The organism is Pseudomonas sp. FSL L8-0168 (assembly GCF_037976155.1).
Taxonomy (GTDB): Bacteria; Pseudomonadota; Gammaproteobacteria; order Pseudomonadales; family Pseudomonadaceae; genus Aquipseudomonas; species Aquipseudomonas paracarnis.
The window spans coordinates 5,883,149-5,896,513 of the sequence record NZ_CP150262.1 but is presented as its reverse complement, the minus strand read 5'-3'; the positions used below and the strand labels follow the sequence as shown (position 1 = coordinate 5,896,513).

10 protein-coding genes are annotated in these 13,365 nt (G+C 60.5%); 2 read left to right on the top strand and 8 right to left on the bottom strand.

Translation table 11 applies throughout. The features are described from left to right. Window positions 1-113: 113 nt before the first annotated feature. Window positions 114-1,919 carry a lipid A export permease/ATP-binding protein MsbA gene (msbA, locus tag MHH62_RS26970; RefSeq protein WP_014716640.1) on the bottom strand — a complete coding sequence of 602 codons (1,806 nt, stop codon included), beginning with the start codon at window positions 1,917-1,919 and terminating at the stop codon, window positions 114-116. A gap of 158 nt (window positions 1,920-2,077) precedes the next feature. Between msbA and MHH62_RS26965 the strand changes: the two genes are divergently transcribed. Then, complete coding sequence (locus MHH62_RS26965; protein WP_201913775.1) at window positions 2,078-3,919, top strand: bifunctional O-antigen ligase/aminoglycoside phosphotransferase family protein; 1,842 nt, start codon at window positions 2,078-2,080, stop codon at window positions 3,917-3,919. A gap of 48 nt (window positions 3,920-3,967) precedes the next feature. On the opposite strand, the gene MHH62_RS26960 is transcribed toward MHH62_RS26965, so the two are convergent. The 7 genes from MHH62_RS26960 to MHH62_RS26930 form a co-directional block, all read right to left on the bottom strand. Beyond that, entirely contained in the window at window positions 3,968-4,852 is an 885-nt protein-coding gene (locus MHH62_RS26960; protein ID WP_019818309.1) for a glycosyltransferase, read from the bottom strand. Then, window positions 4,849-5,997, bottom strand: a complete 1,149-nt coding sequence (locus tag MHH62_RS26955) for a glycosyltransferase family 4 protein (protein WP_014716637.1) — start codon at window positions 5,995-5,997, stop codon at window positions 4,849-4,851. Before MHH62_RS26955 ends, MHH62_RS26960 begins: the two co-directional genes overlap by 4 nt. A gap of 85 nt (window positions 5,998-6,082) precedes the next feature. After that, the gene (locus MHH62_RS26950; protein WP_339232162.1) at window positions 6,083-7,489 is read right to left on the bottom strand and encodes a PIG-L family deacetylase; all 1,407 of its coding nucleotides are present in this window, start codon (window positions 7,487-7,489) and stop codon (window positions 6,083-6,085) included. Further along, window positions 7,486-8,382, bottom strand: a complete 897-nt coding sequence (locus MHH62_RS26945; RefSeq protein ID WP_014716635.1) for a GNAT family N-acetyltransferase — start codon at window positions 8,380-8,382, stop codon at window positions 7,486-7,488. Before MHH62_RS26945 ends, MHH62_RS26950 begins: the two co-directional genes overlap by 4 nt. Next, window positions 8,383-10,140 carry a carbamoyltransferase gene (locus MHH62_RS26940; RefSeq protein ID WP_014716634.1) on the bottom strand — a complete coding sequence of 586 codons (1,758 nt, stop codon included), beginning with the start codon at window positions 10,138-10,140 and terminating at the stop codon, window positions 8,383-8,385. 142 nt (window positions 10,141-10,282) lie between these two features. Continuing rightward, entirely contained in the window at window positions 10,283-10,639 is a 357-nt protein-coding gene (locus MHH62_RS26935; RefSeq protein ID WP_014716633.1) for a YceK/YidQ family lipoprotein, read from the bottom strand. Between the two features lie 56 nt (window positions 10,640-10,695). Beyond that, window positions 10,696-11,022 (bottom strand): YceK/YidQ family lipoprotein, encoded by a 327-nt coding sequence (locus tag MHH62_RS26930; protein ID WP_020301647.1) that lies wholly within the window; start codon window positions 11,020-11,022, stop codon window positions 10,696-10,698. A gap of 189 nt (window positions 11,023-11,211) precedes the next feature. Between MHH62_RS26930 and MHH62_RS26925 the strand changes: the two genes are divergently transcribed. Continuing rightward, entirely contained in the window at window positions 11,212-13,299 is a 2,088-nt protein-coding gene (locus MHH62_RS26925) for a TonB-dependent receptor (protein ID WP_032904061.1), read from the top strand. Window positions 13,300-13,365 lie beyond the last annotated feature (66 nt).

The following is a 13,365-nucleotide window of genomic DNA, read 5'->3' as shown; positions in this document are numbered from 1 at the left end:
AGGGTTTGCGATGGCTTGCGACCGCCGCAGGGCAAATGTGGGAGGGGATTTGCTCTCTGTAGGAGCGAGCAAGCTCGCTCCTACATTTCATTTACCCCGTGATGCCGGGTGGATCAGGTGATATCAGCCTGCACCGGTGCATCCAGGCCCATGGCATGCAGGCGGGCGTAATAGCCGTTCTGCGCCAACAACTCGCCGTGGGTACCACGCTCGACAATCCGCCCGTCGTCCATCACCAGAATCAGGTCAGCCTTCTCGATGGTGGACAGCCGGTGTGCGATCACCAGAGTCGTGCGGCCTTGCATGACCTTATCGAGTGCCGCCTGAATATGCCGCTCGGACTCGGTGTCGAGAGCGGAGGTGGCCTCGTCGAGAATCAGCAGCGGCGCATTCTTGAGCAAGGCGCGCGCAATCGCCAGGCGCTGGCGCTGGCCGCCCGACAACAGCACACCGTTCTCACCCACCTGAGTATCGAAGCCCTTGGGCAACTGATCGATGAAGTCCTTGGCATTGGCATCCGCCGCCGCCGCTTCGACGTCGGCGCGAGGCGCACCGGCCAGGTCGCCATAGGCAATGTTGTTGGTCACGGTGTCGCTGAACAGGGTCACATGCTGGGTGACCTGGGCAATATGCTTGCGCAGGTTGAGCAGCTTGTAGTCTTCGATCTCGATGCCATCGAGCAGAATTTCACCGCTTTCATGGTGGTAGAAGCGCGGGATCAGGCTGGCCAGGGTCGACTTGCCACTGCCCGAACGCCCCACCAGCGCAATCATCTGCCCAGGCTCGGCGGTGAAGCTGATGTCCTTGAGCACATGGCGATCGGTGCCAGGGTAGGTGAAGTTCAGGTGACGCACTTCCAGACGACCGCTGACCTTGTCGCGTTCGAGAGTGCCGTGGTCGACCTCAACGTCCTCGTCCAGTTGTTCGAAGATGCTTTCGGCGCCCGCCACGCCTTTCTGGATGGTCGAGCTGACTTCCGAAAGTTGGCGGATCGGCTTGGGCAGCAAGCCCGCCAGGGTGATGTAGGCCACCATGTCACCCGCCGAGGCGTCGCCACGCAGGTACAGCACCAGGAACATCAGCACGGCCATGGCGGAGTAGATCACCAATTGCAGCGCCGGGGTGTAGATCGCCCCGGTGCGGGTCATGCGCAGTTGCTTGTTGGTGTTGCTCTGGCTGGCCTTGAAAAAGCGCTTCTGTTCGTAGACTTCGCCGCCGAAGCTGCGCACCACGCGGTAGCCCTGGATGGTCTCCGAGGCCACGTGGGTCACGTCGCCCATGGCCACCTGGATCTTCTTGCTCTGCTTGCGAAATTTCTTGCTGGCGGTACTGACCATCACGGCAATCAACGGCAGGATCGCGATCATTACCAAGGTGAGGCGCCAGTTCATGTACAGCAAAGAAGCGAACAGGAAGATCACCGTCATGCCTTCGCGAATCACCACCTTGATGGCATCGGTCGCGGCACCCGTGACCATGGTCACGTTGAAGGTAATGCGGGAAATAAGGTGCCCGGAGTTGTGGTTATCGAAGTAACGGTTGGGCAGCGTCAGCAGGTTGTTGAACAGTTGCACCCGCAGGTCGTGGACCAAACCCAGGGAGACCTTGGCCAACAGGTAGTTGCCCAGGAATGAACCCAGGCCCTGCCAGGCCGCGATCAGGATGATCAGCAGCGGCACCGCCTGCAGCAATTGCAGGTCGCGCAAAAAGGGCACGGTCGGGAACAGCACAGCTTCCGGATTGGAAAGACCGTCGACAAAGTACTTGAGGATGTAACCCAGCATCGGTTGGGTCGACGCGAAAATCAGAAATCCAAGGATACTCAACGCGAACAAGCCCATATAGGGCTTAACGTAACTGAGCAGGCGGAAGTATATTTTCAAGCTCGAAGGGCTTGCGCTCGGACTGGAGTCGGTCATATCACGCGGCGTTTTGAAAAAGGAGGCTGACTTTAGCACAGCTTCTCTGTTGTACTTGCACCCGGCGTAAGCCGCGGCCCGGTTGGATCCTACCGGCGACATTACTTAGCCACTAGCTTAAGATGGTCGGCTTTCTCTTTCTGGAATGGCTTTACTGTATGCACTCCAAGCGCCTTACCTATGGCTCAAATCGCGTTTTCGACTTCCTGGTCCTATGGATTTTGCCTGTTGGCTTGTTGCTGCTCCTGAGTGCACTGTTCTTTGTCGGCAATCGCAATGTACTGCACCGAATTGTCTACATCCTGTTCAGCGTACCGACCTTGTTTCTGTTGTGCATGCGTCCTCGGGAGTTCAAGGACCTGCTGCGCGAACCCCTGGCGATCGCGTTCCTGGCGTTCTCCGCCTGGGCGTTGACCAGTCTGCTCTGGAGCCCCGCGCCCAGTTCCGATACCGACCTGTTCAAGCGACCGCTGAATACCTTCATGCTGTTTGGTGGCTGCGGTCTGCTGCTGCATTACCGTAACGAATTGTTCAAACCGATCTTCTTCAGCGCTGCGGTGATTGCGCTGGTGGTGAGCCTGGGTAATCTGGTGGCGTTCGCCAAGGGCTATCAACCTGGCATGCGCATGATCGGTGGTCTGGGCGCCCTCGACAACCCGCTGCTCAGCTCGCACCTGTTTGGCTTTTTCACGGTGTACTGGCTATACGTCTGCATGACCACCCAGCGTCTCAACGTGTTGTGGTTCAGCGTACCGTCCCTGGCGATCATGACCGCTGCGGTGCTGGCGACCGGCTCACGCACGCCGCTGGTGGCGCTGACGCTGGCCATACTTTGGATGAGCTTTGTCAGCCGCAATCGACGCTCAATGCTACTGCTCGCCGGCACCGCCTTGGGCATCGTCGGGCTGATGCTGTTCTATCCTGAATCAATCATTATGCGTGGCAGCTCGTTCCGCTTGGAATTGTGGAGCATGTCTTTGCAGCTTATCGCCCAGCACCCGTGGATCGGCCATAGTTACGACTCCGAGTTGTTCCTGACCTTGGCGGACGGTTATCAACTGCGCGAGCCCCACAGCTTTGCCCTCGGCGTGCTCTATTACGTCGGCATCATTGGTTTTATCCCCTGGGCCTTCATGCTCGGCTGGGGCCTATACAAAGGTTTGAAGGAGCGCGCCCAGCCGCTGTTCATCCTGGCATCGTCCCTGCTGGCCTATGGCATCGGCGCAGGCCTGACCGAAGGCGGCGGCATATTGTCGCGCCCCAAGGAACACTGGTTCCTGCTGTGGATTCCCCTGGCAATTATCACTGGCCTGAGCCTCGCCCAACGCCACCGCAGCCTGCTGCGCATGAAGGTGCAGAACCTCAAGCCCGCGGCGTTTGAACAGCTGTGCAGCAACGCCCACGTGATTGAAGCCGATGGCCTGGGGCCCAAAGTCCTGCGCCTGGAGGACGGCAGTTTCCTCAAACTGTTCCGCCCACGCCGCTGGTACACCTCCGGCAGTTTCAACCCGTACTCCGAGCGCTTTGCCAGCAACAGCGAGCAACTGCGCACCCTGGGCATTCCCACGCCGCACATCCTTGGGCTCTATCGCCTCAGCGATGCCAGCAGCGCCGTGACCTACACACCACTGCCCGGCCTGACGTTGCGCCAAGCGCTGCAAAGCCTGGACAGCAGTCTGCGTGAGTCACTGGTGGAGCGCTTTGGCCGGTTCATGGCGCAACTGCACGAGCGCGGCGTGTACTTCCGCTCGCTGCACCTGGGTAACGTGTTGTTGATGGACGACGGTGAGTTTGCCCTGATCGACGTGGCTGACCTGCGCATCTACCCGTCTTCACTGCGTCACGCCTTGCGCCAACGTAACCTGCGCCACATGCAGCGTTATCCGCAGGACCGCAGCTGGCTGTTCGAAACGCACTTCGAACAACTGCTCAAAGGTTACGCCTCGGTGGCAAGCCCAACCGCCACTGCGAAAATCCGCGAGCAGGTCCAAAGCCTGTAAACACCTGTAGGAGCGAGCTTGCTCGCTCCTACAGGGTGCGGTGCCGGTTCAGCTCTTCTTGAGCGGCGCCAGATACAACCGCACCAGCCCCCGCAAGGTCTTGCGCCCCCAGAACTTCATAGGGATCTGCTTGAGAATCTCCCGCGCCAACGGGCGGTCGCGGTCGGCGGTCTTGAGGAACATCGAGTTCAGGAAGTTGTAGCGAACCGCGTCATAGGCCGGGTGCTCGCTGAACTTCGCGTAGGTCTTGAGGATGTTCTGGATCATGTAGCGGTGGTTCTTGTACGTGTTGTTAGCGTGCTGGCGATACTTGGCCATCACCACGTCAAGGGCGTCGATGGTATAGCCCGCCGCCGTGATCTTCAGTTGGATCAGCAAGTCTTCCAGGGGAATCTGTGGGTCGAAACCACCGACCTCCTCCAGCACTTCGCGACGTATCAGCATGGTCGGCGCCGGTGGAAACGGTTTGCGGTCCAGGAACAGGTCGTCGAAATCCAGACAGCGAAACGGCACGTCGCGACGCTGTTTCTTCTCCGGGTGCAGGTTGCCATCCCCGTCGATCAGCTCGATATTGCCAGCACACATGCCCACCTTCGGCTTGCCGTCCATATACGCCACCTGGGTGGCAATACGGTCCGGCAACATGATGTCATCCGAGCCGAACGGTGCGATCAGGCTGCCCTTGGCGCGAGCAATCGCACCGTTCAAGGTGGCGCTGAGCCCTTGATTCTGCTGCACCTGGAAATCAAAGCCGTGCTCGGCCTGCAAGCGCTGGATGCGTTCGACGCTGTCATCCTTGGAGCCGTCGTCGACCACCAACAGCTCGATATTGGGGTAGGTCTGCCCCAGCACACTAAGAATACTTTGCTCGATGTACTGGCCATGGTTGTAGGAAGCGATGATCACCGAGACCAGGGGTTGTGGCTGATTCATGCTCTACCTACTTCACGCAAACCGGTTTCAATCAGGGTCAGGTACTTGTGCTTGAACTCGTCGAGGGTGTGGTTGGCCTCCAGATAGCGGAACACCTCCTCCCCCTTGGCGCGCAATTGTTCATCGCTCAAGGCCAGGTAAGTATCCAGGGCCGCAGCCAGTTGTTCGACATTGCCCGGGTCGTGGGACAAGCCGCCCGCGCCCTGCACCAGCGGCAGCATCGCCGGGCCGTTGGAGGCAATCACCGGCAGATGGCCGCTCATGCCTTCCAGCAAGGCCAGGCCCAGACCTTCGAACAGCGACGGCATGGTCCAGATATCGAAGCCACGCACGTACTTCATGCCGTCTTCGCGAAAACCCAGCAAGTGCGCACGGCCGGTCAGGCCCAGGCGCTCGATGTCGGCGCGCAGGTCGGCTTCGGCACGGCCGGAACCAATGATGCCCACCTGCGCCTCAGGGTATTTGTCCTTGAGCGTGGCGAAGGCTTGCAGCAGATGGGTATGACCCTTGATCGGCACGAGGCGGCCCAGGGCACCAATCATCCGTGCATCCATGGGCAGGCCCAAGGCCTTGCGTGCGTCTTCACGGGACAGCTGCAAAGCCTCTGCCTGGGGAATGTCGATCGCGTTGGTGACGTAGGTGGTGTTCTCACGGGTGAAGCCGCAGTTGAGGTCTACCAGGTAGTCCTTGACCGCTTCGGACACACCGACAAAGCGCCACGCCGGGCTGACCCAGCGCTGGGTCTGACGTCGACGGTAACCACGGGCGTACTCGCCAAAGCCGTGGGAGATGCCGATGCACAGCGGGATCTTCAACCAGCGGTTGAGCGACAGCATCATGTTCACCGACTTGAACCGGTTACAGATGACCACGTCGAACTTCTGCTCACGGCAGTATTTGTAGATCTGCCACATGGCGCCAAAGCGAATACCCTTGAGAGACTTCTCCGGCAGCTCGAAATAGTGGGAGTGCTCGGCCACGCTCAGGGGCTGGCCGGGCAGCGGGCGCCCACTGAGAAATCCGGAGGTCACCTCGAAACGCTCAGCCGGCAGGGATTTGACGATTTGCTCACCCAAGTCCGCGAAGTCATGGGTCTTGACGTTGTAGTCCGGCTGTAACTGCAAAACCTTGAAACGAGGCTTCATAACTCTCCATGCAGCGATCTGGCTACGGGCACGCAGCCCGGTAAAAAGGGCGGCAGGCGCATAACGGCCCGCCTTCAATCGGCTCTCAGTCCTGCTTCAGGACCCACAACAGCTCGTGGCGGCGCACGGCCTTGCGAAAGAATTCGTTCTCGCCATAGGGCGATGGACTACGGCCCGCCAGCAGTTGCTGCAACCACCTACGCACTCGACGCTTGAACGGCGCTGGCGGCTGCAGGTCGTGCATCATGCCCAGGGCCATGGCCTTGTCCTGCTGCTGGCTCAAGGCGAGGGCGAAACTGCACGGCACCAGCTCCACAGCGCCATCGAAACGCGGCGGCAATGCTACGCCAGCGCCGGAATCGCCCATGGGCCAACGGTCGTTATCATGCAGGTGATTGGCGTAGCCGAGCAATGTGTCGGGCTGCCACGCCAGGCCCTGCAAGGCTTCCAGCACTGCCGCATGGGCGCAGATATGGTCGGCGTGGGGGTCCAGCAACGGCGTGGGCAACACGATGACCTGGGGCCGCGCCTTGAGCAGCAGCGCCCGCAGATCGGCGATCAGGTTGTGCCAAGTCGGCGCGCCATCAGCATCGCCAGGCAGGGCAAAACCATTGAACTGGCGAAACAGCCGCGTATCGGCCAAATCGGCTTCGCGCGAGGCTTGAGGCTGATCCGGCGCGACCTGCATGGCTTGCAACTGCATGCAAAAGTAGCCCAATTGCACGCACTGCGCCTCGGGCACGCCCGCCCAGCGGGGCACGGCGACGCTGTCCCAGGCGCGCAAACGGCCCTTGAGGCGCGCAGCTTCAGCCTTGGGCAGGCCCATGTGCTGATAATGCTCGGCTTCGATTTCACCGGCCGTCAGCGTGACGATCCAGCTTTCAGTCGCCTGGCTGTAAAGGCTGAACGCAGCCAGCTCGGCATCGTCGGCATGGGGCGCGATCACCATCACACGTTGCTGGCGATAGTCGGGCTGGCGAAAGCGCCACAGCGTCGGCTGCCCCTTGATCCGGCAAAAACGCCCGCGCAAGTGGAGCTTGCCCGCCGCCAAGTCTTCGGCGGCGCCGGTCAGGTTCAGATAACGCCGCCCAGCGACGCCGCGTTCGAAGGTTTGCCGGTCCGGGCTTGCCAGGCCCGACAGGTCTACCGCAGGGTCGAAGAAACGCCCCAGCCAGGTACTTTTCAACTCAATGCCGACGATCAGGGTTTCCTCCGCCGCCAACGGCGCATCCAGCAACAGTCGGCCCGCCTCCAGGCGCAAGCCGGGTTGTTCGCTGCCGGCCGGGAACGCGTACTCATAGCTGTCTTTGGGCGAGTAAAACAGGTGATCGGCAAACCAGGCCTCATGGGCGGCCCACAACAGCACCGCAAGGATCACCGGCAACCACCAGGCAACCAGTACGCCGGTCGCGACCAACACCAGCACGCCGATCAGCAGCGCAATACGTTTGTTACGCCGATGGCGCTTGAGCAGTTGCTGTTTGCGGCTCATACGCTGAACACCGGCACCGGGTTGCACCAGCGTTCCTTGTATTCACGGTCGGAACGCCCGAAGGAGAAGCGCAGTGACTTGTTCGCCGCCCGCGCCTGTTCCCAGGCACTTTGGGTATTGAGGAAACTCAGCACACTGCCAGGGCTGAATGCACGGGTTTCAGGGTCGACGCCGCCGTTGACATACTCGGCGCTGAACCACTCGTTGGACTGCACCTGATACACCAATTGCACTGCAATCGGCGCGTCGTTCAGAAACAGCACCGAGCCGAACAGGAATTCCTTGAGCAACTCCAGCACCTCGGCCAGACGCGCCGCGCCCGCCGCCGGGAAGCCCCAACGACGCTGGAACAGGTCGCAATAAATCGCCGCCAGTTCTACGCTGGAAAACTCACTGACCGCCCGTACCACGCCGCCCGCCTCTTCCAACAGGCGCAGTTCACGCCGCTGGTTATAGCGAAACTTCTTCGACAGGTCTTCGGGCGTACGCGCCATGGCCAATTGCTCGGCCTGAGGCTTGAGGGTGCTCACGCGCCCCTCGTTCAGCGCCGAGAGGTAGCGCGCACGGTGCCGTAACGGTACCTGCGCATCGGCGGCAATCGGCAGGATGATCTCGGCGTTGCCCAGGTCAAACAGGCCTTTCTTGCCGCTGCGCTTGAGCACGTCCTTGGACAGCGCCAGGTCGCGCCCCCAGGTGGCGATCGCCCCCTTGAACTCACCCCCTTGCTCCCAGCCCAGGTAGCGCACGGGTATCTGCGCCAGGCCGGCCAGCCGCTCGATCACCTGGGGATGGGTCGCCACGCTGCCGCCGTAACGCTGCCAGGCCTGGGCGTAAACCTCGGCCTCGACAGGCGCCCAGCCACGTTCACGCCAGCCCTGGAAGCGGTTCAGCATTTAAACCACGGCGTCATAAGGGTCCACGCCGTCCTTGACCACCAGGATGTCTTCCATGATCAGGTACTGCAGGTCCGAGCCGAAGAACATGTTCAGCGCGTCGGTCGGCGAGCAGATCATCGCTTCGCCACGACGGTTGAGCGAGGTGTTCAGGGATACGCCGTTACCGGTCAGCACTTCCAGCTCTTTCATCATGTCGTAGTAGCGCGGGTTGTATTCGCGCTTGAGCACCTGGGCACGGGAAGTACCATCTTCGTGCACCACTTCCGGTACACGGGTCTTCCACTCTTCGGCGACTTCAAAGGTGAAGGTCATGAACGGCGCCGGGTGATCGACCTTGATCATCTGTGGGGCCACGGTGTCGAGCATCGACGGGCAGAAAGGCCTCCAGCGCTCGCGGAACTTGATCTGGTGGTTGATGCGATCCGCCACGCCGGTTGCACTTGGGCAACCGATGATCGAACGACCGCCCAACGCACGCGGGCCAAACTCCATGCGGCCCTGGAACCAGGCTACCGGATTGCCGTCGACCATGATCTTGGCAATGCGCTTAGGCATGTTCTCGATCTTGCGCCAGTTCGGCTTGCTCTCGTGCTTGGCGCACGCGGCAATCACGTCTTCGTTGCTGTAGGACGGGCCGAGGTAGACGTGTTCCATCTTCTCGACCGGTACACCACGAGCATGGGACACGTAGGCCGCCGCACCGACGGCGGTGCCGGCATCGCCGGAAGCCGGCTGTACGAACAGCTCTTTGACGTCGTCACGGGCAATGATCTTCTGGTTCAGCTTGACGTTCAGCGCACAGCCGCCGGCGAAGGCCAGCTTGCCGGTGTCCTTGAGGATGTCGCCCAGGTAGTGGTCGATCATCTGCAAGGCCAGTTTCTCGAACAGCGCCTGCATGCTGGCCGCGTAGTGGATGTACGGCTCGTCGGCGATGTCGCCTTCGCGTTTCGGCCCCAGCCACTCGATCAGTTTCGGCGAGAAGTAGAAACCCTTGCCCTTCTCTTTGTAGCGGCGCAGGCCGATGACATTGGCGTAGTCGGTGTTGATCACCAGCTCGCCGTTTTCAAAGGAGGCCAGGCGCGAGAAATCGTACTTGCTGGCATCGCCGTACGGCGCCATGCCCATGACCTTGAACTCACCGTCGAGCATCTCGAAACCGAGGAACTCGGTGATTGCGCCGTACAGGCCGCCGAGGGAGTCCGGATCGTAGAATTCCTTGATCTTGTGGATCTTGCCGTTTTCGCCGTAGCCGAAGAAGGTGGTGGCGTACTCGCCCTTGCCATCGATGCCCAGGATCGCGGTTTTTTCCTGGAAGCCCGAGCAGTGGTAGGCGCTGGAAGCGTGAGCCAGGTGGTGTTCAACCGGTTCGATCTTGATTTTCTTAGGATCGAAGCCCAGTTGCTCCAGGCACCAGACGATCTTGTTGCGATAGCGTTTGTAACGACGGTTGCCCATCAAGATCGCGTCGAGGGCGCGGTCCGGGGCGTACCAGTAACGCTTGGCGTAGTGCCAGCGCGCCTCGCCGAACAGGCTGATCGGGGCGAACGGGATCGCCACCACGTCAACGTCCGAAGGCTTGATGCCAGCCTGCTCCAGGCAGAACTTCGCCGACTCGTAGGGCATGCGGTTCTTTGCATGTTTGTCGCGTACGAAGCGCTCTTCTTCGGCGGCCGCAATCAGCTTGCCGTCGATATACAGGGCTGCGGAAGGATCATGGCTAAGGGCGCCGGACAGGCCAAGAATCGTCAATGCCACTGGGGTCTAGCCTCTTTTAGTCTGCATGCAGGCGCATCGCGCCTGAAAAAAGTGTGCCTCTCGCCTGGGCGAGAAACAGCTAAAGGGCGGGATTATAGCTTAAAAGCAGAGGGAAGCTGTTAGCGGCAAGCGCCGAGAGGGGCTAGCGGAAGATCTCGATGCTGCCGTCCTTGTTCTGGCGGTAGATCGTGTAAGGCAGCATCAGGGTGTCCATGACACCAGAGGCGACAAATTCAATCGCGATGATCGGGAAGGCATTCCCTTGGCGATCCAGCAGGCTTTGGTCCTTCAGGCTTTTGTCCGGTGCGGGCTCGCCATTGAGGGTACAAAAGCCGTAGATCACCCCACTGTAGATACGCGGCACGTTTTCGCAGTGACTGCGCGACTCCTTGAGATTCTGGCTGGCCACGGCATCCGGACGCAAGACGGTATTGATCGTTCCGCAACCGGAGGCCATTAACAAGGTTGAAACCAGCAGTACTTTGAAACCACGACTCACGGACTACTCCTTTCGCCCAGTAAATGGGCTGGGCAGGTGCTTTTATACCCATAGGCTTATGAACGGCCTGGACGCCAATAGATGCTGATATTACCGTCGGCCGATTGTCGATAAATCGTATAGGGCAAAACCACCGTATCGGCAACCGCGGACACCGCAATATCTACGAGCACGAAGGGTATGAGGAACCCGGTGGGGTCCGGGGCCGCGTGCAGCATGCAGAAATCAAACGCCACGCCGCTGTAAGCGCGGGGAATGGATTGGCAATAGGTTTTTACGAGCCTGAGTTCACGCGCCGTGTCGCCCTCTTTGCGCATGACGCTATTAACGGTTCCACAACCGCTTAATAACAGCGCAACGACAGTTATACCCAGCGCAGCCATTCTTTTTCTTTTCATATCCGAGCCTCGCAAACGGTCAGCCACGCTAGCACCGAGAGATTGGCTCATTCATGCGAGAAGCACCGCCACATTGCGTGGGAAAAATCCGAAATGGTAAAACTTACCTGACTGTTTAAACTTGCGCACTTTTTGCGCGCCTTCACTATGCGTGCCCGAGACTCTGGCTGCCTCATGAAAAAAACGCACGCTCGCTTTTCCCTCTTGCTGCCTGGCCTGCTGGCCTTGAGCACCACAGCGCAAGGCGAGGACTCGCCACTGATACTTGACCCCAGCGTGGTCACCGGTTCGCGCAGCGCCAGCCCAACGTTTGATTTGCCCTACTCCGTGGACGGCATCAGCCGCGAACAGATCAGTGACGGCCAACTCGGCATCAACGCCTCCGAAGCCCTGTCCCGCGTGCCCGGCCTGGTGGTGCAGAACCGCCAGAACTATGCGCAGGACCTGCAAATTTCTTCCCGAGGCTTCGGCGCCCGTTCAGCATTCGGCGTGCGCGGCATCAAGCTGGTCGCCGACGGCATTCCCGCCAGTACCCCGGACGGTCAGGGTCAAGCCGCCACCTTCAACCTCGACACCGCCGAGCGCATCGAAGTGCTGCGCGGCCCGGCGGCGACGCTGTATGGCAGCAACGCCGGGGGCGTGATCCAGATGTTCTCCCGCGACGGCGAGGGCCCGCCGCGCATCGGCGCCGAAACCCTGGTGGGCAGCGACGGGCTGAACAAGAACCACCTGAGCGCCGAGGGCGCGGCGAATGGCGCCGGGTTTGTGCTCGACGCCTCGCGCATGGACACCAACGGCTACCGCGATCACAGCAGCGCGCGCCGCGACCAGACCTTCGCCAAGCTCAATTTCCAGCCCGATGACGACAGCAAGCTGGCGCTGATCTACAGCAGCCTGGAGCAGAACGGTACGCAAGATCCACTGGGGCAGACCTGGGCGGCGTACAAGGCCGACCCGCGTTCGGTAAGCGCCAATGCGCTGAACTACAACACGCGCAAAAGTATCGATCATCAGCAATTGGGGATGAATTACGAGCGGTATTTCGGTGGCGCCACCTTGCAGGTCAATGCCTACACTGGGCGCCGTAGTGTGATTCAGTACCTGTCGATCCCCAAGGGCACGCCCGCCAACGAACGCGGCGGAGGCGTGGTGCAATTTGATCGAAAGTTCTACGGCGGCAGCGTGCGCTGGATGCAGCCCATCGAAAGCGCGCCTGGCGAGCTGATGATCATTACCGGCCTGGACTTCGACCAAAGCGAGGACAGCCGCCATGGCTATCAGAACTACAGCGGCAATGCCCTGGGCGTGAAAGGCCAACTACGCCGCGACGAAATCGACACGGCTCGCAGCCTCGACCCGTATATCCAAGCCAACTGGGCCCTCGACCGCTGGACCCTGCAAGCCGGCGTACGCCACAGCACGATGCAGATGGACGTTGACGACCAGTTCCTCAGCAATGGCGACGCCAGCGGCAACAAGACCTACCAGAAAAACACACCGTCGATGAGCGTGATGTATGCGTTCACCCCCGACCTGCATGGCTACATCAGCGCAGGCAAAGGCTTTGAAACCCCGACCCAGGCCGAGCTGGCCTATGCACCGGGCAACGCCGAGGGCTTCAACTTCGGCTTGAAGCCGTCTGAAAGTACGCAATATGAAATGGGTGTGAAAGCGCAACTGAACAACACGCGGATCAACGCCGCCGTTTTCCAGATCACCACCGAGGACGAACTGGTGGTGCAGCAATCCATCGGCGGCCGTACCAGCTACCAGAACGCCGGTCGCACATTGCGCCGCGGCTTCGAACTGGGCGTTGAAAGCCAACTGAGCGAGCACTGGAGCACCAGCCTCGCCTACACCCGCCTGCACGCCACCTACGACAGCGACTTTGCCAGCGGCGCCAACACCATCGACAAGGGCAACTACCTCCCCGGCGTGCCACAAACTACCCTGTTCGCCGAACTGAACTGGAAACCACGGGACTGGGTCAGCACCGCCATCGAGGGCCTGTACCGCAGCAAAGTCTACGTAGAAGACACCAACCAGCAACACGCCGCACCGGCCTACAGCGTCTTCAACTGGCGCGCACGGTTTGAGCAGAAGGTAGAGCACTGGACCTTTCACCAGACCTTGCGCCTGGATAACCTGCTGGATCGCCAGTATGTGGGGTCGGTAATTGTGGGCGACGGCAATGGTCGCTATTACGAAGCCGCGCCGGGACGATCCTGGTATGCGGGGGCTGGGGCGCAGTACCAGTTCTGAATACAGCGCCTGGACGGGCGCCATCGCGGGCAAGCCCGCTCCCACATTTTGACCGCGTTCACAGAT

What these genes read in the sequence shown, in the direction of transcription:
- MHH62_RS26960 (WP_019818309.1), bottom strand. Translation starts at nt 4,852, where the DNA reads ATGAATCAGCCACAACCCCTGGTCTCGGTGATCATCGCTTCCTACAAC.
- MHH62_RS26945 (WP_014716635.1), bottom strand. Translation starts at nt 8,382, where the DNA reads ATGCTGAACCGCTTCCAGGGCTGGCGTGAACGTGGCTGGGCGCCTGTC.
- MHH62_RS26925 (WP_032904061.1), top strand. Translation starts at nt 11,212, where the DNA reads ATGAAAAAAACGCACGCTCGCTTTTCCCTCTTGCTGCCTGGCCTGCTG.
- MHH62_RS26950 (WP_339232162.1), bottom strand. Translation starts at nt 7,489, where the DNA reads ATGAGCCGCAAACAGCAACTGCTCAAGCGCCATCGGCGTAACAAACGT.
- MHH62_RS26965 (WP_201913775.1), top strand. Translation starts at nt 2,078, where the DNA reads ATGCACTCCAAGCGCCTTACCTATGGCTCAAATCGCGTTTTCGACTTC.
- MHH62_RS26955 (WP_014716637.1), bottom strand. Translation starts at nt 5,997, where the DNA reads ATGAAGCCTCGTTTCAAGGTTTTGCAGTTACAGCCGGACTACAACGTC.
- msbA (WP_014716640.1), bottom strand. Translation starts at nt 1,919, where the DNA reads ATGACCGACTCCAGTCCGAGCGCAAGCCCTTCGAGCTTGAAAATATAC.
- MHH62_RS26930 (WP_020301647.1), bottom strand. Translation starts at nt 11,022, where the DNA reads ATGGCTGCGCTGGGTATAACTGTCGTTGCGCTGTTATTAAGCGGTTGT.